Here is a 17,420-nt window from a genome sequence, read left to right on the forward strand (position 1 = left end):
CAGGCGCCTCCTGCGACCGCTCCGGCGGCTACGGTCGGCACGCGACCGGCGAATCCGCCCACGGGCACCGCTCACACCGGCAACCCCGCGGCCGAACGCGGTCAGGTCATCCGCAGCATCTCCACCCTGGACGGCGTCGAACGCGCCCTGTGGTCGACGCCGTCGAACTTGCTGATCTACCGCCTGACCGACGCGCAGCAACAGGACATCGACCGGATCTGCACGATCCTCGACGCCTATCCCGACCTGCGTTCTTCGCGCGTGCAGTTGCAACCGCCGCCGGGCAGCAAGGCGCGCGTGCGCTTCTTCCAGTGCCGGGCCTATTGATCCGGGCCCATCGAAGCGAACCCATCGGACCCGACCACAGCGCGCCGTGAGCAACGGCGCGCTGTTTTCGTTTTGGGCGATTGCCGAGCCTGGAAGCTCGCCCGCGGCTCCAGGGGCAGGAGCGGCGCGAGCCGCGACGCGCGACCCGCCCACGACGCGATCCCGAGGTCGCGCCGGACCTCGATCGCGGCTTGCTCCGCTCCTGCAGGAAACCGCCGACCCGGTACGCAAAACGCATCGGGGCGGCCTGAGCCGCCCCGATGCTTGCGACGCTGTGCGCGCCGTTCAGAAGGACGCGCCGCCTACCAGTGCACGCCGCGCATCAGCGCTGCGAACGCGATCTGTTCGCTGCTGGCGTGTTCGTCCTTGAGCCCCTTGCGGTCGCCCTTGGCCGCGGCCGAGTCGGGGAACAACTCGAACGCCGTGCTCATCACCACCTCGTAGGCCTTCGGCGCCAGCGCGTTGACCACCGAGGCGAAGATGCCCAGGCGGGTGGCGATGCGGGTCGGCCGCTCGATGATGCCCTTGACCACCAGGTCGGCGGCTTCGTCCGGGGTCAGGGTGGGCACGCTGTCGTACATCTTGGTCGGCGCGATCATCGGCGTCTTCACCAACGGCATGTTGATGGTGGTGAAGCTGATGCCCTTGCCCGACAACTCGCCCTGGGCGCAGCGGCTGAAGGCGTCCAGCGCCGCCTTCGAGGCGACGTAGGCCGAGAACCGCGGCGAGCTGGCGAGCACGCCGATCGAGCTGATGTTGATGATGTGGCCCTTGCGGCGCTCGGTCATCTTCGGCATGAAGCCCATGATCAGGCGCAGGCTGCCGAAGTAGTTGAGCTGCATGGTGCGTTCGAAGTCGTGGAAACGGTCGTAGCTGAGCTCGATCGAGCGCCGGATCGAACGGCCGGCGTTGTTGACCAGGATGTCGACGTGACCGTGCTCGTCCAGGATCTGCTTGACCAGGCGGTCGCAGTCGGCCATGTCGGCGAGGTCGGCGGTGTAGGCGAAGACCTTGCCGCCGGCGGCCTTCATCGCGTCGCGGGCCTTGAACAGCTCGTCTTCGCCGCGCGCGATGATCACCGTCACCGCGCCGGCCGCCGCGACTTTCTCCGCCGTCGCCAGGCCGATGCCCGAGGAACCGCCGGTGATCACCACGACCTTGTTGCGGACCTTGCCCTTGAGGGTGCGGTCGATGAACAGGTCCGGGTCGAGATGGCGCTCCCAGTAGTCCCACAAACGCCAGGCGTAGGTGTCCAGGTTCGGCACCCTGATGCCGCTGCCGCGCAACGCGCGCTCGGTCTCGCGGTTGTCGAAACGGGTCGGATAGGTGATGAACTTCAAGGTTTCCTTGGGAATCTTGAAGTCGCGCAGCAACATGCCGATGAAACGCCGCACCGGCGGCAGGTTGCCGACCGCGCCGCGCACGCTGCTGGGCACGAAGGCGAACATGCGCGCATCGATGCGCATGGTCATCTCCGGGGTGTGGCCGGCGCGGGCGAAGGTGTTGAGCACCTCGCCGACGCGCTGCGGCTCCGGATCGGTCAGGTGGAAGCAATGGCCGTCGAGCTTGGGCTTGTGCGCGATGTGGTCCATCGCGTCGACCACGTAGTCGACCGGGATGATGTTGATGCGCCCGCCTTCGACGCCGAGCATCGGCATCCACGGCGGCAGCATTTCGCGCAGCTTCTTGAGGAAGGTGAAGAAGTAGTACGGCCCGTCGATCTTGTCCATTTCGCCGGTCTGGGAATGGCCGACGACCATGCCCGGGCGGTAGATGCGCCATTTGATGCGCTTCTCGCCGCGCACCAGGCCTTCGGAATCGTGCTTGGTGCGCAGGTAGGGATCGTCCAGGCCCTCGGCCTCGTGGAACATGTCTTCGCGGAACACGCCCGGGTACATGCCGGCCGCGGCGATCGAGCTGGTGTGATGGAAGCAGCCCACGTTGAGCGCCGCGCCCAGGTCCAGCGCGTGCTGGGTGCCGTCGATGTTGGCCGCGCGCTGCGCGGCCGGGCTGGCGGTCAGGTCGTAGATCGCGGCCAGGTGGAAGAAGTGCTTGATCTTGCCGTTGAGCGCGCGGATCTGCGCGGCGCTCAGGCCGCACTTGGCCTGGGTCATGTCGCCGGCGACCGGGATCACCCGCTTGAGGTCCCAGCCCATTTTTTTGCGGTGGCGTCGAACTTTTTCTGCGAGTCCTTGCGCACCAGCACGTGGATCGTGCCCTTGCGTTTCAGCAGATTGCTGACGAGGAAGCGACCGATGAAACCCGTCGCGCCGGTGACGAAATAGCTCATACCCCTCTCCTGGATGGCCGATCGACCGCCAATGCGGCGGCATGACGCTACGGTGCCAGAGCCCGTGCCGCGGAACAATTCCTTTCCGTATTGACCGTCCCGGGCGTGCATGCTGTTATGCCGCTTCACCCTGGCGCCAGGAGAGGCTCGCCGTGTCCGATATCCAGTCCGCGTTCGAACAAGCCGCCAAAGACGTCCAATCGCTGACCGACCGCCCCGACAACGACACCCTGCTGCGCCTGTACGCGCTGTACAAGCAGGGCGCCGACGGCGACGTCAGCGGCCCCAAGCCCGGCTTCTTCGACTTCGTAGGCACCGCCAAGTACGAAGCCTGGGAAAAGCTCAAGGGCACCGCACAGGCCGACGCGCAGAAGAAGTACGTCGACCTGGTCAAGAAACTGCGCGGCTGACGCCGCGCCCGCCCGCCCCTGCACGGCACGCCCGATGGCGAAACAGACCCGTCAGCGCATCCTCGACACCGCATTGACCATGTTCAACGCGCAGGGCGAGCCGAACGTCACCACCAACCACATCGCCGACGAGCTGGAGATCAGCCCGGGCAATCTGTACTACCACTTCCGCAACAAGGACGACATCATCGAGCAGCTGTTCGCGCGCTTCGAGGAGCGCATGGACGCCGCGTTGGCCGCGCCGCAAGGCCGCCTGCCCGGGCTCGAGGACATCTGGCTGCAACTGCACCTGGTGTTCGAGTGCATCTGGGACTACCGCTTCCTTTACCGCGACCTGGTCGAGATCCTCAGCCGCAACCGTCGCTTGCGCATGCGTTTCGCCCGCATCCTCAAGCGCGCCGATGAACAGGCGCACATGGTGATGCGCGGGCTGTCGCAGGCCGGGGTCATGCGTGCGTCCGGCGACGAGCTCGCCGCCACGGCCACCAACGTACTGGTCATCGCCACCTTCTGGCTCAACTACGCCGCCGCGCGCGGCGACAAGGACGAGCACGCGGCGATCCGCGACGGCATCGTCCAGGTGATGATGCTGCTCGCGCCGTTCCTGCGCGACGCCGAACGCATGCATCTGAACACCCTGATCCGGGCCTATCTGGACTGAACCGGCGGGCGACCAGGCCCGCCGCAGGTTTGCGCCCCGCCGCAGGCGCCCCACAGAGAACGCCGATGAGAAAGCGCCGATGAGAAAGCTGATCCTGCAGATGCAGATGTCGGTCGACGGCCGCGTCAGCGCCGAAGACGGCATCGCCTGGCAGGTCTGGAACTGGAACTGGAACGGCGCCTGGCTTTGGGACGATGCGCTCAAGCAGGCCTTCAACGACAGCTTCGCAGCGGCCGATTGCATCCTGCTGAGCCGGCCGATGGCCGCGCAAGGTTATATCGACCACTGGACCCGCGCGGCCGCGGCGAACTACCCCGCCGATCCGCACTACGCCTTCGCCCGCAAAATCGTCGACGCCGACAAGGTCGTGGTGAGCGGCAAACTCGACGCCGCGCCGTGGCCGCATACCCGCATCGCCTCGCGCGGACTGGCGCTGGAAGTCGAGACGCTGAAACGAGAGGCGGGAGGCGACATCCTGTGCTTCGGCGGGGCCGGTTTCGCCTCGGCCCTGATCGCGGCCGGGCTGGTCGACGAATTCCAGTTCTACGTCAATCCAACTGCGGTCGGCCGCGGACGCTCGATCTTTCCGGATCGCGGACTGGCCCTGCGCCTGCTCGGTTCGCAGGCCTACGACTGCGGCATCGTCGTCGACCGCTACCGGCCCGCCGACGCCGATTGAGGCGATCGGCGCGACCGCAACGCAGAAAGGGCGCCGATCGGCGCCCTTTCTCGATTCACTCGCTTGATTCACTCGAACCGCCCCGCCGCCTTGGACGCGGCGGAACGATCAGGCCTTGCGGGCGCGACGCGACGCCGGCTTGCGCACCGCCACCCGGCGCGACTGCGGCTTCTTCGCCGCGGCCTTGCGGGCCTTGCGCTGGCCGCGCTTGGGCTTCTTCAGGCCCAGCTTGTCCAGCACCGGTGCGAGGCGCGTCTCGACCTCGGCGCTGAACTTGACCACCTTGGGCTCGACCTGGTCGCGCACGTTCTCGATGCCGCCGCGCACGTTGCTGCGCGCGTCGTCGGCGAAATCGCGTACGCGCCGCTGCAGCGCATCGACGCGGCCGATACCGCGGCCCGCCGCGGCGATCGCTTCGCGACGCGCCAACACCACCAGGCCCAGGCCGGCCAGCCAGACATGGCGCAGCGTGGTTTCGCTCGCCGCCGGTTTCTTGCGTTTCACTGCTGCCATCGTTAGCTCCGCTGACCGCTCCGGATGAGCGGTTTCACCAGGCCACTGTGGCGGCGCAGCATCGAGCAATCACACTAGGCGCTTCAGCTTTCTGACGGCCTGGGGCCGATGCGGCGCGCGCCTCTTGCCACGACGCGGCGACGGCGGGATGCTGCCTTCCCGACCTGTCGACAAGGACTGCAGATGGCTGCCAAATCCGCTTGGGCCAACTTTCCCCATGATGCCAAGGGCTATGCCTACGCTGGCGACGCCCTCAAGAAAGCCTGGCCCAAGCTGCACGCCGGCGATACCGAGCCATTCCCCGACGCCAAGCGCGCCAGCGCGCTGATCGGCGCGGCCGGCAAGGCGGCCCCGAAGGGCCTCGACGCCGACGCACTCGCCGACGCTCTACAGGACGCCTGGCGCGCGTTCCATCGCGGCGATTTCAAGGCCGCCTTCGACGCCGGCCAGGCACTCGGCCCGGTCGGCGCCAGCGTCGCGGTCAAGGCCATGGGCATCCACGCCACCTATCTGGTCGACGACGACGCCGAAAAGCTGCAACGCTTCGAGCAGGCCGCCAAGCTCGCCGAGACCGCGATCAAGGCCCTGCCCGAGGACGCCAACAGCCATTATCGCCACGCCTTCGCCCTGGGCCGCTACAGCCAGGGCCTGAGCATCGCCAAGGCGCTCAAGGCCGGCATCGCCGGCAAGGTCCGCAGTGCGTTGGAGACGGCGCTGGAGCTGTCGCCGAAACATGCCGAAGCGCATACCGCGATGGCCCTGTACCACGCCGAGATCATCAACAAGATCGGCGGCATGATCGGCGGCCTGACCTACGGCGCCAAGGCCGCCGAAGCCGAGAAGCACATCAAGACCGCGGTCAAGCTGACCCCGGACTCGCCGATCGCCCACATCGAGTACGGCAACGTGCTGATGCTCCTGCACGGCGACAAGCAGGAAAACGCCGCCGCCGCGGCCTACGAGAAAGCCGCCAAGCTCAAGCCGCTGGACGCGATGGAAGCGCTGGATGCCGCCTATGCCAAGGAGCAACTGGAGTAAGCCATTCGCTTAGAACGGTGCCCGGCCCCAGCCGCACAAGCCCCTGCGCGGCGCCCGGGGCCGGTCCTGACGGGCGATTCATCCAGAGGCTTGCCTGTTCCGCGAGTCCCCCTGTAAACTTTGCGGCCCGATTCAACTCGGGCGGTTAGCTCAGCGGTAGAGCATCGCCTTCACACGGCGAGGGTCGCAGGTTCGAACCCTGCACCGCCCACCAGTTCCACGAAAAGGCCGGCGCAAGCCGGCTTTTTTCGTTTTCGGAGCATCGTCGCGGCCATAGCCTGCGCGCGCCACCCGGCCCACGAACGCATTGCCAAAGCCGGCCGCCGCGCGGCATGACGCATTGCACGGTCGCCACCGGCGCTCCGGCGGCCCGCCAAGTCCATCCGCGGTCTGCCCGCCCCGCCCGCGCCCACCGAACCGTGAGGACACCGCCATGACCGACACCCACGCCGCCCCGACCCGCCTCTACCACAACCCGCGCTGCTCCAAATCGCGCGGCGCCCTGGAACTGCTGCAGGCTCGCGGCATCGAACCGATCCTCGTCGCCTACCTGGACACCCCGCCGAGCGTCGAACAACTGCGCGATCTGCTGGCCCTGCTCGGCCTGCCCGCCCGCGGCCTGCTGCGCAGCGGCGAAGACGAATACCGCCAACTGGGCCTGGCCGACCCCGCGCTCGACGACGACCACCTGCTCGCCGCCATGGCCGCCCACCCGCGCCTGATCGAGCGCCCCATCTTCGTCCACGCCGCCCGCGCCGTGATCGGCCGCCCGCCGGAGCGCGTGCTGGAATTGCTTTGAGCCACGACGCGGCGACAAGCAGTTGAGTTGCCGTTGCCGTTGCCGTTGCCGTTGCCGTTGCCGCAAAGATTTTGCTGTGGCTGTGGCTGTGCGCAGCTTCGCACTAGCGAAGGCAATCGAAGATCCGGAGGGCGGCGCGCAGGATGCGCGCCGTTTTTCATCGGGACAGGGATGTCCCGTATGTAGATCCCTGCGTATGCACCGCTCGTGCGGGCCTGTGATTCAAAACAAAGCATTTTTCTTTGGTTAGCTTTCTTTTGTTGCTTATGACAAAAGAAAGTAACCCGCCGCTTTAGTGGCGGAAGCTTTGGGTTTGATCTTGATCTAAATTTTTCTGACAGAAGCGCCGCAAGACCGCCGCAGCGATGTCGCGGCTTGCGCCGCTCCTACCCCGCGAGAGCACGTCGCTTCGACTTACAACGATGGCCTCGTCATCTCTACGCGCCCCGCGTCGCGACTCACGTCCCTCCTACAGAAATAGATTCGCAGCGGCAAAGATCGAAATCCAGGTAGCGTGAAATCCGTAAGCAATGCCGTCGGTCGAGCCAGCGCGATCGCGGCTTGTGACCGAAGGAAATCCAGTAGGACGCCGCTCCTATCCTTGCGACAGCATGCCGCTTCGATGAACAGCATCGGCCTTGCGGCTTCTGCCCGTCCCGCGGTCGCGGCTCACGCCGCTCCTACAGTCGGGAAATCCGCCCCCCTCAATACGACTTACTGCCCCGCATCGCCAACAACCGATCCGGCGCCGCGAACGAATCGCTGCGCGCGTTCGCCCAGAACGACTGGAACACGGCATGCGTCGGGATCTTGCCCAACAAGTCGCCAGGCGCGAGGAAGTTGTACAGCGCGCCGAGCGAACGCACTTCGGTCGGCGAGACGCGGCGCAGGATGTGCTCGGGCCCGATCTCGGCCGGATGGCTCAAGCCCGCCGCGCACAGCAAATCGCGCAGCGCCTTGAGGGTGTTGTCGTGGAAATGGAATACGCGGGTGGCCTTGTCCGGCACGTCGAGCTTGCGCCAGCGGCTCGGGTCCTGGGTCGCGACGCCGGTCGGGCAACGATCGGTGTGGCAACTCTGGGCCTGGATGCAGCCCAGGGCGAACATGTAGCCGCGCGCCGCGTTGCACCAGTCCGCGCCCATCGCCAGGGTGCGTGCGATGTCGAAGGCGCTGGTGATGCGGCCGGCCGCGCCGATGCGGATCTTGTCGCGCAGTTCCAGGCCGACCAGGGTGTTGTGGACCAGCATCAAGGCCTCGTGCATCGGCACGCCGACGTGGTCGATGAATTCCGCCGGCGCCGCGCCGGTGCCGCCCTCGGCGCCGTCGACGACGATGAAGTCCGGCAATACCCCGGTCTCGTGCATGGCCTTGGCGATGCCGAACCATTCCCAGGGATGGCCGATCGCCAGCTTGAAGCCGGTCGGCTTGCCGCCCGACAGTTCGCGCAAGCGGGCGACGAAATGCAGCAGGCCCTGCGGCGAATCGAAGGCGGTGTGCGCGGCGGGCGATACGCAGTCCTGGCCCATCGGCACGCCACGCGTGGCCGAGATCTCGGCGCTGACCTTGGCCGCCGGCAACACCCCGCCGTGGCCCGGCTTGGCGCCCTGTGAGAGCTTGATCTCGATCATCTTGACCTGCGGGTCGCCGGCGTTGGCGGCGAAGCGCTCCTCGTTGAACAGCCCGCGTTCGTCGCGACAGCCGAAGTAGCCCGAGCCGATCTCCCAGACCAGGTCGCCGCCGTTCTCGCGGTGATACGGCGAGATCGAGCCTTCGCCGGTGTCGTGATAGAAGCCGCCGAGCTTGGCGCCGCGGTTCAGAGCGCGGATCGCGTTCGCCGACAGCGAGCCGAAGCTCATCGCCGAGATGTTGAACACGCTGGCCGAGTACGGATGCGCGGTGTTCTCGCCGATGATGATGCGGAAGTCGTGCGAAACGTGCGCGGTCGGCGCCATCGAATGGTTGATCCACTCGTAGTCCAGACCGTAGACGTCCTGCTGGCTGCCGAACGGGCGCACGTCGTTGACCGACTTGGCGCGCTGGTAAACCAGGGCGCGCTGCTGGCGCGAAAACGGCACTTCGGCGGTGTCGGCCTCGATGAAATACTGGCGCATCTCCGGGCCGATCGATTCCAGGCCGTAGCGGAAATGCGCCAGCACCGGGTAATTGCGGCGCAGGGTGCTGCGGGTCTGCAACAAGTCCCAGGTGCCGAGCGCGGCAAGCGCGCCGAACAGACCGACACCCCACAACCAATCGGCATGGTGCAGGAACACCAGCACCGCCGAGATCAGGGTCAGGAGCAGGCTGGCGACATAAGCGGCATAACGCATGGCGATCGGATCAGTTCACGAGCTGAGGGCGAGCATACCCCTGCGCGTGTGCAATCGTTGTACGAGGCCGGGCGGATGAGCGCTTGGCCTAACACGCCGCGCGACCGGCGCCCCCAGACCTGCGGCTCAGGCGCGCCCGGTGCCCGATCAAAGCCGCGCGTCGACCTCGTTGCGCGGGTACAGGCTCTTGATGTCGTAAAGCAAGGCGCCCGGTCGGCCATAGGCGCGCGCGCCAGCGGCGCCCAGCGCGCGGAACTCGTCGTGCGCGACCGCGACCACCACCGCATCGAAGGCCCCGGCCTGCGGCGTGTCGATCATCTCCACGCCGTACTCGCGCCGCGCCTCCTCGGCGTTGGCCCAGGGATCGTGGATCTGCACCTGGGCCCGGTATTCGCCGAGCTCGCGCGCCAGATCGACCACTCGGGTATTGCGCAAGTCGGCGCAGTTTTCCTTGAAGGTGATGCCCAGGATCAGGATGCGCGAACCGGCCAGGGCCACGCCGCGCTGGATCATCAGCTTGACGATGTCGGAGGCGATGTGGCTGCCCATGGCGTCGTTGATGCGCCGGCAGGCCAGCAGGATATCCGGGTAGTAACCCGCGCTCTGCGCCTTCTGGATCAGGTAATACGGGTCCACGCCGATGCAGTGGCCGCCGACCAGGCCGGGCCGGAACGGCAGGAAATTCCACTTGCTGCCGGCCGCCTCCAGCACCTCGGTGGTGTCGATGCCGAGCTTCTGGAAGATCAGCGCGAACTCGTTGATCAAGGCGATGTTGGCGTCGCGCTGGGTGTTCTCGATGACTTTGGCGGCCTCGGCCACGCGCAGGCTCGAGGCCAGGTGGGTGCCGGCCGGAATAATGCTGCGGTACAGCGCGTCGACGCGCTCGGCGGTCTGCGGCGTCGAGCCCGAAGTCACCTTGGGAATATCCACCAGGCGGCGCTTGCGGTCGCCGGGATTGATGCGCTCGGGGCTGTAGCCGACGAAGAAGTCCTCGTTGAAGCGCAGCGACGAGGCGCGTTCGAGCTCGGGAACGCAGATCTCCTCGGTCGCGCCGGGGTAGACCGTCGACTCGTAGATCACCGTGTCGCCGGGCTTGAGCATGCCGCCGATGACGCGGCTGGCCTCGATCAGCGGCGTGAAGTCCGGGCGCTTGTGTTCGTCGATCGGGGTCGGCACCGTGACCACGTAGACATCGCGATCGACCAGATCCTCGGCGCTCGCGGTGAAACGCAGTTGGGTCGATGCGGCGATCTCGTCGGCGTCGTTCTCGCGGTGGTGGTCTTCGCCGACGCTGAGCTGGGCCACACGCACGGCATTGGTGTCGTAGCCGATGGTGTCGTAGCGCTTACCGAACTCCAGGGCCAACGGCAGGCCGACGTAGCCCAGACCGATCACGCCGATGCGCGTTTGCGCGATGCTGCCTTCGTACTGCGTCATGCCCTGCCCTAGGTTCGCCGCCGTGGTGGCGGTCCGGTCCTGGATTCTAGAGACCCGCTTTCCGGACTGGCAAACCGGTGCGCTCGGTCGCGTTCCCGGGCGCGGGGAAAAACGCCCGGATCGCTCCGCCCATGGGCCCAGGGCGACTTCGGCTAAGGCGCCGGCCCTTCCTGCGCGATCAGGCCGAACGGCGCCAGCGCCGCGCGCAGATAGGCCTGCGCCTCGCCCGCGCTGGAATGCAGGCTGTCGATGCGCTCGCCGCGGTACTGGATCACGATCTCGCTGCCGTCGGCGCGGTGTTCCCAGATCGAGTGGTCCTGGCTGAAGTTCATGTACTGCCAAACGCCCTCGGCCTCGGACAGTCCGCTCCAGATCGCCTCCGACAGCGCCCGGTGCGCGTCGAAACCGGCCCAACCCGGGCCCGGCGTCCAGCGTGTCCAGATCATCGGCGCGCGTTCCCCGCTCATCTCAATCCTCGGCGACCGCGACCGCGTTGCGCCCGAGCTGCTTGGCGCGATACAGCGCGGTATCGGTATGGCGCATCCACATGGCCGCGCTGATGGTCTTCGGCCCGGTCGTCGCGACGCCGATGCTGACCGTACAGCGCAAGGCCGGCGCTTCGTCGAAGCGCGCATCCTCGACCGCGTTGCGTATCCGTTCGGCGATCGCCACCGCCGCATCGAGGCCGGTGTCCATGAGGATAAGGGCGAATTCGTCGCCGCCGATGCGGCTGGCGGTGTCGGTCAGGCGCACCACCTCGTGCAGCGTGCCGGCGACCCGGCGCAGCACCGCGTCGCCGACCAGGTGGCCGTGGAAATCGTTGATCTCCTTGAAGCGGTCGATGTCGATCAGGATCAAGGCCGCGCCCTTCGAGGAGCGCGCGCAGTAGGTCATGGTCGCGGTGGCCGAATCGTCCCAATGCAGGCGGTTCTGCAGGCCGGTCAGCGGGTCGGTGCGGCTGAGCTGGTCGAGCTGTTTGTTCTGGCGCACGACCTTGCGCGCCAGGCCGTAGGCGGCGCTGCTGATCGCCATCGGATAGACGAACATGAAAGGCAGGCTGGCCAGGATCACCGGCATCGAGCTGTCCGGCGCGAACGCAAAGCCCAACAGCGCCCACACCGTGGCGCAGGTCAGGGCCTGCGCGGTCGCGGTGCGCGCGAAGAAACGCCAGCCGCCGACGCTGATCTTGTCGGCCGACAGCATCACCGCGAGCAGCGCGCTCGGCACGACGTTGAAATGCATGACCGCGATCCAGATCCCGCCGAGGGCCGAATCGATCACCAGGTTGCGGTACTCGGCGTATTCGGGGTCGACGCTGCGCGAGGCGAGCAGATAGGCCAGAGGCGGCCACAGATAACCGTTGGCGAACAGCAGCGCCCAGACCCAGGCACTGGCATCGTGTTCGTACAAGACCCCCGCAACGGCGAAGAACCCCGTCCCCAGGCCGAGGGTACGCATCTGGTAGATGCGGCGCACGAACCGCAGATGTTCGGTCGCTCGAACCGGGTCGAATGAGGTGTCGGCAATTCCAGTCACGCACGCTCCCAGCGGCCTGGATCATCGAGACGAGTACCGCCCGGGGGTTGCGGCGGCTACCAGCATACCCTGCTCGCCCGGCCCTGAATGCGCAAGCGGGCCGCCGCGGACGGAATCCGATGACCGGCGCCAGGACCGTGGCCAGCCGGGGCCCAGGGGCCGCCGGCACGCCCCGGCTCGCCTCCGGCCGCCTGGCCGCGCCGACAGCGCGGATTGAACGTTCCGTACACGAAAGACTAACGCCGGGATCGGGCAAGATTCGCCCCACAGGGGGTTCCCAGAGCGGAGCCTGTGTGATGACGAGCACCCTGCAAGGCCGCCCCGCCCCGACCACGCCCGGCTTGAGCTACTGGGCGAGTCAGTTCCGCAGCGCCGGTTTCTATCGCGACGGCCTGCGTTTCAGCGATTACGCACCTGCGTTCTACGTCGGCATCGCCGCCCACCTCGAACACCCGGACCGCGACTTCGACGATCCCCGCCTGGACCTGAGGGCGCGCTACCAACGCATCCGTCTCGGTTCGGTATTGAACTGGGAACAGGCCGAAGACGCGGCGCGGTCGGCGTGGCAGCGCGCGAAAGAGAACGCCGAGGCCGCGCAGGCGCAAATCGGACGCCGCGTGGCGCAACTGACCGCGCATCCCTGAGCGAAACGCTTCTCGACACCTTTCCCCGGAGCGCCCTGCGCGCTCCGGCGCTCGCGTTCGCGTGCGCATTCGACGCCCGTCGCCGCAACAGGCGATCAGGCGGCGTCGAGTTCGTAATGAAACACCTTCGAGATGATCTGCCAGCGGCCGTGGAGCTTGATCAGGGTCAGCAGGTCGGTGAAACGTTTCGGCGGAATCGTGCATTCGACCCGCGCGAACGCGGTCACCGGGCCGGCGAATTCGACCGAGACGACTTTATCCTCGCGTGCAGCGCCTTGGCTGGCCGGCGATGCGCGTTGCTCGACGACCGCCCAATACGCCTCCATGTCGAGCTTCAGCAGACTGCCGTCGGTCGCGCAGACGTAATGCGCCTGCGGATGCATGGCGCGGCGCAATCGGGCGGTGTCGCTGTGGTACAGGCCATCGAAATAATCCGCCAGGGTGGCGATGACCGCGTCGTAATCGTGGCTGTGGGTGGCGCTCATGCGGTCTTCCCTGGCGAGTAGGCGATGGCAATGCGCCGATTATGGGCAGCGCCCGGCGCCGCCACGAGCGCATCGATGGACCGGCCTGTCGCGCCCTTGCAACGCCGGCCGGCGCAGGCTGCGCTCGGCGTTCGCCGCGCTCAGAGTTTGAAGCGGCCGCCGTCGATGCGCAGGATTTCGCCGGTGCTGTAGCTGGCGTCGCGCAGATACAGCACGGCCTCGACCACGGCCTCGACCGTGCCGATACGACCGAGCACGGTGCGCGCGGCGATCGCGTCTTCCTGTTCGGCGCGTTCGGCCGGGTCGCGCGCCGACGGCAGCACCGTGCCCGGGGCGACCGCATTGACACGGGTCGGCGCGAGTTCGGCGGCGAGCGCACGCACCATGCCGGCACCGGCCGCGCGGCTGACCTGATAGGCCGCATGACCGGCGAAGGAGCGATCGAGATAGGTGTCGAGCATCACCACCACCGAGCGCAGCGGCTGCCGTTGGTGCAGGCCGATCACCAGCTCCCAGGGCGCGATCAGGTTGACCCGCAGATGCCGCTCCAGGCGCTCGCGCTCCTCGTCGGTATCGCCGGCACCGAGGTCGCCCCAGGCATGGCCGCGCTCGAACAGTGAGGCATTGAGGACCAGGTCGGTCACCTCCACCGGCGGCAAGGCCTGCAGCGGCTCGACCATGTCCCAGCTCCATTCATGCACCGGCGCCGAGTACGGCGCCGGCGTCGAAGCGGCGCGGCGGCGATGGGCGACGACCTGCTCGCCGCGTTGCAGGCAGGCTTCGACGATGGCCCGGCCGATGCGTTGCGAAGCGCCGGTAACGAGAGTGACGCGTTCGGACATCAGCTGGCCTCCTTGGCGGCAACGGCTGGCGTAGCGGCCTGAGCGTGCAGGAAGCGTTCGACGAAATCCGCTCCGGCCAGGGGATAGAAACCCATCGCATTGTGTTCGGGGCGGAAGCCGCGCTGCAAGGCGACGGCGTCGAGCGCCTTACGCAGCAGCGGCAATGTCAGTTGATGCAGACCATGGAACAGGTAGGGCCGGGCCGGGTCGTAACGATCCTGCCACTGCACCTCGCCGTCGATCCTGCCGACCAGGTCGATATCCAGGGGCACCGGCAGGACGCGTTGCGGATCGCGCTCGCGTCCGAACGCGGCCTCGATCTGTTTGAAACGACGCTCCATGGTTTCGACCGACCAACGCGGCGCGACCTTCATCGCCAACATCAGGTTGACCGTGGCGCCGCCGCGATGGACGCGATGGCGGTCGCCGTACAGCTCCGAGCAGGCGCATAAGGCGCTCGGGTCGGCGGTACCGTCGAACTCGCTCAGCAGCTGCGCCGCCGACAGCAGCAGATTCTCGATACGCGGGCCGTCGCTGGCCCCCAGGCAGATCAGGGCGGTCCAGCTCATAAAGCGCAAACGGCCACGGCCGACGCGGCCGGGCACGGCATCGATGCGACGGACTGCGACAGGGCCGCAAGGATGCGACGTGTAAGGAACAGGTGCGGCAAGGGCCGGCCAGAATCGATCGCCATCTCGTCTACTCCTCGGCGCTGCGTCCAATCGACGGCGGGCGGAGCGTCGGCGACGAGGCGTACCTGCCGCAAAGCTCCGATCGCGATGATCGGCATTCTAGCCAGCTGGCGGCGGTTTTCCCTATTCCGGGCTTGCCACGGCGTGAAAACGAGACTGCCTAGGCCGCTCCCGGGTAGTAGCGACGCAAGTCGCGACCGTGATCTTCCGGCCCAGGCACCTCCGCGGCCGCCCGCAATGCCGCGGTCGTGGCTCGCGCCGCTCCTACTCCGCGGTTGCGGTCACATCACCACAGTCCGACACCGCTCCCGGGTAGGAGCGACGCGAGTCGCGACCGTGATCCTCCGGCCGAGGTACATCCGCGGCCGCCCGCATTGCCGCGGTCGCGGCTCGCGCCGCTCCTGCCCCCGGGCTTGCGATCACATCGCCGCAGTCCGATACCGTCTCAGGCCACCGGGTACGGCATGCCCTCGAACACGCGGTCGTGATAACCCTTCACGCCGACCTCGTGGGCCAGCGCGCTGCGGAAATCCATGCCGGCGCGCAGGCAATCGAGTACGTAGGCGAAACCGTAGCGCGGCTCCCAACCGAGATCGCGGCGGGCCGCCTCGTTGACGTAGACCCGATCCAACTGCGGAAACAAGCGCCAGCCCTTAGCCGCATACAGCTCGCGGCAATCCGGGAACAACCGCTCCACCACCGCGACGGCGTCCTCGCGCAAGGCGAGCAGATCCTCATGGCCGAACGGCGCGGTCGCCGAAACGATGTAACGGCCGAAGCCCAAGGCCGGCGCGCGTTCGACCGCACGCAGGTGCGCGTCGACGATGTCCTCGATATCGGCGCGCCGATACAGCAGCTCGTTGGCCTGGACGTTGGCCGGCTGGTAGACGTCGCGCACCGAGGCGTCGTCATCGTCCTCGGGAAAGAAGCGCGAGGTCCGCAACACCAGCACCGGTAATTCGTGCTTGCGATGAAACAGCTCGCACAGGCCTTCGGCGGCGATCTTGGTGGTGCCGTAGATGTTCTTGGGCACCGGCGTCACCGCCTCGGTAATCCAGGTCGCCGGACCGCCGGGCACCGGTTTCAAGGCCGCACCGAAGGCGCTGGTGGTGCTGGTGAAGACGAAGGACTCGACCCCTGCCGCGACCGCTTCCTCAAGCAGCACCAAGGTACCGGTGACGTTGGTGTCGATGAAATCCTGGTAACTGTGGGTCGCGACGTGCGGCTTGTGCAGGGTGGCGCTATGCACCACCGCCCGCACCCCTTGCATGGCGCGCCGGACGAAACCGCGATCGGCGATCGAACCGACCTGGCCGGTGAACGCCGAGGCCTTGATGTCGATGCCGACGGCGTCGCGCGATTGCGCGCGCAGACGGCGCATCAGGCCTTCGCCGAGGTGGCCGGCACTGCCGGTGACGAGGATGGACATCGAAACGGACTCCTGGCGACGCGCGCGCCCGCCGCCGCGACAGCGGCCCGGGGGTTGGATGGATGCGCAAAGCCTAGCAAGGCCGCGAATCCGGCGCCATGCGCAGCGTGCCGGGCCTGTGCGATGGCATCGAGCGAGATCGCCGCGATAAGCGGTAACGCCGGCGCCGCGAGTGCGGCGCCGGCGTTTGTGTATCGGCTTACAGCAGCGATTTACCGCCGAGGTTTACCGCAGAGGTTGCGGCGGGAACGGCGAGGGCTCTTCGACGTTGTAACGGGTGACCGCGCACTCGGAGAAGCCCGAAGGGGCGGTATTGATGGCCACGTTCTCGATGCAGGTCGCACTGCCGCCGCCGATCAACCCCCGCACGCCCGAACGCGTCCGCAGCATGATCGAGTTGTGCACCAGGCGCGCCCGCGGCGAATCACGCAGCTCGATGATCCGATCGGTATTGTCCGGGAAATCGAGAAACTGATTGCCGGTCGCCTGCACGTCGGCCGAGCGGTCGACGAGCAGGCCGCCGCCGTTGTAGCCAGCGATCACGTTGTTGGTGACGACGGTGCGCGGCGCCATCGTGATCTGGATGGCCTCGCGCCACGGCGAGATGTTCGGGTTGCCGTAGTCGATGACGCGGTTGCCGACCACCCGCGCGCCTTCGCCGTCCGGCGGGCTGTCGCCGATGATCACGATGCCCGCATCGTACGGACGAACCACGGTGTTATTGAGCAATTGATCGCCCGATCGCGTGCGCAGATGAATGCCGAACGAGTAGCCCTCGATACGGCAGTTGCGCACCGTCACCTTGGACCAGGAGTCGACCGTAATGGCGGCGGGGCCGCCGCCGTTCGGGTCGGGATTGGCCAAGGTCCGTCCCTTGCAGTCGAACTCGATCTCCCCCCCGGTGATGACGATGGGGACGTCGAGATTCCTGGTCAAGCAATACTTGCCGGGGGCCATGATATGCGGATTGGCCGAAGTGACGACGGTGTCGCAAGCGAACGCGTTCGCACTGAACATCGCGGCGGACAGGGCCAGGCTGGAAAACAGAAAGGAGCGCATGAATATCCTTTTAAGAGCGCCGATGAGACGACGGATCGCGAAGCGCGCCGTCGTGCCGCGCAGGAACGCGCAACCGGATGCGGCCGCGGTGTCCTGCGTTGGGTTGCATGTCGTGATGAAGCAGGCCGGCGAGCCCGGCGGTGTCGTTGGACGTGCGGCGCGCCCGGAAGCATCGCATTCGATACCCGACATCCCTGTCGAATGCGGCGACCCTGGCGTTGGCCGCGCAGGATGCCGCCCCCCGGCCTGCCT

At 67.2% G+C, this 17,420-nt stretch carries 18 protein-coding genes and 1 tRNA gene; 7 read left to right on the top strand and 12 right to left on the bottom strand.

The window, feature by feature from the left end:
* Positions 1 to 629 precede the first annotated feature (629 nt).
* Together GLA29479_RS06970 and GLA29479_RS25950 are read right to left on the bottom strand one after the other, a co-directional pair.
* Entirely contained in the window at positions 630 to 2,483 is a 1,854-nt protein-coding gene (locus GLA29479_RS06970) for an SDR family oxidoreductase (protein ID WP_282955879.1), read from the bottom strand.
* Positions 2,459 to 2,617, bottom strand: a complete 159-nt coding sequence (locus GLA29479_RS25950) for an SDR family oxidoreductase (protein WP_282955880.1) — start codon at positions 2,615 to 2,617, stop codon at positions 2,459 to 2,461. Before GLA29479_RS25950 ends, GLA29479_RS06970 begins: the two co-directional genes overlap by 25 nt.
* Positions 2,618 to 2,769: 152 nt before the next feature.
* Here GLA29479_RS25950 and GLA29479_RS06975 point away from each other — a divergent pair, with 152 nt between their 5' ends.
* From GLA29479_RS06975 to GLA29479_RS06985, 3 genes are all read left to right on the top strand, one after another.
* A complete protein-coding gene (locus GLA29479_RS06975; RefSeq protein WP_031371730.1) occupies positions 2,770 to 3,027 on the top strand; it encodes an acyl-CoA-binding protein in 258 nt (85 codons plus the stop codon).
* Positions 3,028 to 3,061: 34 nt separating this feature from the next.
* Complete coding sequence (locus tag GLA29479_RS06980; protein ID WP_057917709.1) at positions 3,062 to 3,688, top strand: TetR/AcrR family transcriptional regulator; 627 nt, start codon at positions 3,062 to 3,064, stop codon at positions 3,686 to 3,688.
* A gap of 79 nt (positions 3,689 to 3,767) precedes the next feature.
* On the top strand, positions 3,768 to 4,367 hold the full coding sequence (locus GLA29479_RS06985) for a dihydrofolate reductase family protein (RefSeq protein WP_057971165.1): 600 nt from the start codon (positions 3,768 to 3,770) through the stop codon (positions 4,365 to 4,367).
* Positions 4,368 to 4,475: 108 nt separating this feature from the next.
* On the opposite strand, the gene GLA29479_RS06990 is transcribed toward GLA29479_RS06985, so the two are convergent.
* Positions 4,476 to 4,880: a hypothetical protein gene (locus tag GLA29479_RS06990; protein WP_144436388.1), complete on the bottom strand. Its 405-nt coding sequence runs from the start codon at positions 4,878 to 4,880 to the stop codon at positions 4,476 to 4,478.
* A gap of 183 nt (positions 4,881 to 5,063) precedes the next feature.
* Between GLA29479_RS06990 and GLA29479_RS06995 the strand changes: the two genes are divergently transcribed.
* The 3 genes from GLA29479_RS06995 to arsC all read left to right on the top strand — a co-directional run bounded on the left by GLA29479_RS06995 (position 5,064) and on the right by arsC (position 6,717).
* Positions 5,064 to 5,918, top strand: coding sequence for a tetratricopeptide repeat protein (locus GLA29479_RS06995; RefSeq protein ID WP_057971167.1), 855 nt, complete (start codon positions 5,064 to 5,066; stop codon positions 5,916 to 5,918).
* A 139-nt stretch (positions 5,919 to 6,057) separates the two neighbouring features.
* Positions 6,058 to 6,132: transfer RNA gene (locus GLA29479_RS07000), tRNA-Val, on the top strand.
* A gap of 219 nt (positions 6,133 to 6,351) precedes the next feature.
* The gene (arsC, locus tag GLA29479_RS07005) at positions 6,352 to 6,717 is read left to right on the top strand and encodes an arsenate reductase (glutaredoxin) (protein ID WP_057971168.1); all 366 of its coding nucleotides are present in this window, start codon (positions 6,352 to 6,354) and stop codon (positions 6,715 to 6,717) included.
* A gap of 704 nt (positions 6,718 to 7,421) precedes the next feature.
* Here the strand turns inward: arsC and GLA29479_RS07010 are convergent.
* The 4 genes from GLA29479_RS07010 to GLA29479_RS07025 form a co-directional block, all read right to left on the bottom strand.
* The gene (locus GLA29479_RS07010) at positions 7,422 to 9,044 is read right to left on the bottom strand and encodes an FMN-binding glutamate synthase family protein (RefSeq protein ID WP_057971169.1); all 1,623 of its coding nucleotides are present in this window, start codon (positions 9,042 to 9,044) and stop codon (positions 7,422 to 7,424) included.
* Positions 9,045 to 9,191: 147 nt separating this feature from the next.
* Positions 9,192 to 10,481: a nucleotide sugar dehydrogenase gene (locus GLA29479_RS07015; protein ID WP_057971170.1), complete on the bottom strand. Its 1,290-nt coding sequence runs from the start codon at positions 10,479 to 10,481 to the stop codon at positions 9,192 to 9,194.
* A 152-nt stretch (positions 10,482 to 10,633) separates the two neighbouring features.
* Positions 10,634 to 10,948 carry a hypothetical protein gene (locus GLA29479_RS07020; protein WP_057917702.1) on the bottom strand — a complete coding sequence of 105 codons (315 nt, stop codon included), beginning with the start codon at positions 10,946 to 10,948 and terminating at the stop codon, positions 10,634 to 10,636.
* Between the two features lies 1 nt (position 10,949).
* Positions 10,950 to 12,017: a diguanylate cyclase gene (locus tag GLA29479_RS07025; protein WP_144436389.1), complete on the bottom strand. Its 1,068-nt coding sequence runs from the start codon at positions 12,015 to 12,017 to the stop codon at positions 10,950 to 10,952.
* 296 nt (positions 12,018 to 12,313) lie between these two features.
* Here GLA29479_RS07025 and GLA29479_RS07030 point away from each other — a divergent pair, with 296 nt between their 5' ends.
* Complete coding sequence (locus GLA29479_RS07030; protein ID WP_057917700.1) at positions 12,314 to 12,661, top strand: hypothetical protein; 348 nt, start codon at positions 12,314 to 12,316, stop codon at positions 12,659 to 12,661.
* 95 nt (positions 12,662 to 12,756) lie between these two features.
* On the opposite strand, the gene GLA29479_RS07035 is transcribed toward GLA29479_RS07030, so the two are convergent.
* The 5 genes from GLA29479_RS07035 to GLA29479_RS07060 all read right to left on the bottom strand — a co-directional run bounded on the left by GLA29479_RS07035 (position 12,757) and on the right by GLA29479_RS07060 (position 17,360).
* On the bottom strand, positions 12,757 to 13,146 hold the full coding sequence (locus tag GLA29479_RS07035) for a nuclear transport factor 2 family protein (RefSeq protein ID WP_057917699.1): 390 nt from the start codon (positions 13,144 to 13,146) through the stop codon (positions 12,757 to 12,759).
* 140 nt (positions 13,147 to 13,286) lie between these two features.
* Positions 13,287 to 13,988 (bottom strand): SDR family oxidoreductase, encoded by a 702-nt coding sequence (locus tag GLA29479_RS07040; protein WP_057917698.1) that lies wholly within the window; start codon positions 13,986 to 13,988, stop codon positions 13,287 to 13,289.
* Positions 13,988 to 14,557, bottom strand: coding sequence for a 2-amino-4-hydroxy-6-hydroxymethyldihydropteridine diphosphokinase (locus GLA29479_RS07045; RefSeq protein ID WP_057971171.1), 570 nt, complete (start codon positions 14,555 to 14,557; stop codon positions 13,988 to 13,990). Before GLA29479_RS07045 ends, GLA29479_RS07040 begins: the two co-directional genes overlap by 1 nt.
* 568 nt (positions 14,558 to 15,125) lie before the next feature.
* Entirely contained in the window at positions 15,126 to 16,109 is a 984-nt protein-coding gene (locus GLA29479_RS07055; protein ID WP_057917695.1) for an NAD-dependent epimerase/dehydratase family protein, read from the bottom strand.
* Positions 16,110 to 16,334: 225 nt separating this feature from the next.
* A complete protein-coding gene (locus GLA29479_RS07060) occupies positions 16,335 to 17,360 on the bottom strand; it encodes a right-handed parallel beta-helix repeat-containing protein (RefSeq protein WP_082638364.1) in 1,026 nt (341 codons plus the stop codon).
* Positions 17,361 to 17,420 lie beyond the last annotated feature (60 nt).

Origin of the sequence: Lysobacter antibioticus, from assembly GCF_001442535.1 — a bacterium.
Taxonomy (GTDB): Bacteria; Pseudomonadota; Gammaproteobacteria; order Xanthomonadales; family Xanthomonadaceae; genus Lysobacter; species Lysobacter antibioticus.

Excerpts from the sequence above, each read along its gene's own strand:
- GLA29479_RS06970 (WP_282955879.1), bottom strand. The coding sequence starts at position 2,483 with ATGGGCTGGGACCTCAAGCGGGTGATCCCGGTCGCCGGCGACATGACC.
- GLA29479_RS25950 (WP_282955880.1), bottom strand. The coding sequence starts at position 2,617 with ATGAGCTATTTCGTCACCGGCGCGACGGGTTTCATCGGTCGCTTCCTC.
- GLA29479_RS06980 (WP_057917709.1), top strand. The coding sequence starts at position 3,062 with ATGGCGAAACAGACCCGTCAGCGCATCCTCGACACCGCATTGACCATG.
- GLA29479_RS06985 (WP_057971165.1), top strand. The coding sequence starts at position 3,768 with ATGAGAAAGCTGATCCTGCAGATGCAGATGTCGGTCGACGGCCGCGTC.
- GLA29479_RS06990 (WP_144436388.1), bottom strand. The coding sequence starts at position 4,880 with ATGGCAGCAGTGAAACGCAAGAAACCGGCGGCGAGCGAAACCACGCTG.
- GLA29479_RS06995 (WP_057971167.1), top strand. The coding sequence starts at position 5,064 with ATGGCTGCCAAATCCGCTTGGGCCAACTTTCCCCATGATGCCAAGGGC.
- arsC (WP_057971168.1), top strand. The coding sequence starts at position 6,352 with ATGACCGACACCCACGCCGCCCCGACCCGCCTCTACCACAACCCGCGC.
- GLA29479_RS07010 (WP_057971169.1), bottom strand. The coding sequence starts at position 9,044 with ATGCGTTATGCCGCTTATGTCGCCAGCCTGCTCCTGACCCTGATCTCG.
- GLA29479_RS07015 (WP_057971170.1), bottom strand. The coding sequence starts at position 10,481 with ATGACGCAGTACGAAGGCAGCATCGCGCAAACGCGCATCGGCGTGATC.
- GLA29479_RS07020 (WP_057917702.1), bottom strand. The coding sequence starts at position 10,948 with ATGAGCGGGGAACGCGCGCCGATGATCTGGACACGCTGGACGCCGGGC.
- GLA29479_RS07030 (WP_057917700.1), top strand. The coding sequence starts at position 12,314 with ATGACGAGCACCCTGCAAGGCCGCCCCGCCCCGACCACGCCCGGCTTG.
- GLA29479_RS07035 (WP_057917699.1), bottom strand. The coding sequence starts at position 13,146 with ATGAGCGCCACCCACAGCCACGATTACGACGCGGTCATCGCCACCCTG.
- GLA29479_RS07040 (WP_057917698.1), bottom strand. The coding sequence starts at position 13,988 with ATGTCCGAACGCGTCACTCTCGTTACCGGCGCTTCGCAACGCATCGGC.
- GLA29479_RS07045 (WP_057971171.1), bottom strand. The coding sequence starts at position 14,557 with ATGAGCTGGACCGCCCTGATCTGCCTGGGGGCCAGCGACGGCCCGCGT.
- GLA29479_RS07055 (WP_057917695.1), bottom strand. The coding sequence starts at position 16,109 with ATGTCCATCCTCGTCACCGGCAGTGCCGGCCACCTCGGCGAAGGCCTG.
- GLA29479_RS07060 (WP_082638364.1), bottom strand. The coding sequence starts at position 17,360 with ATGTCGGGTATCGAATGCGATGCTTCCGGGCGCGCCGCACGTCCAACG.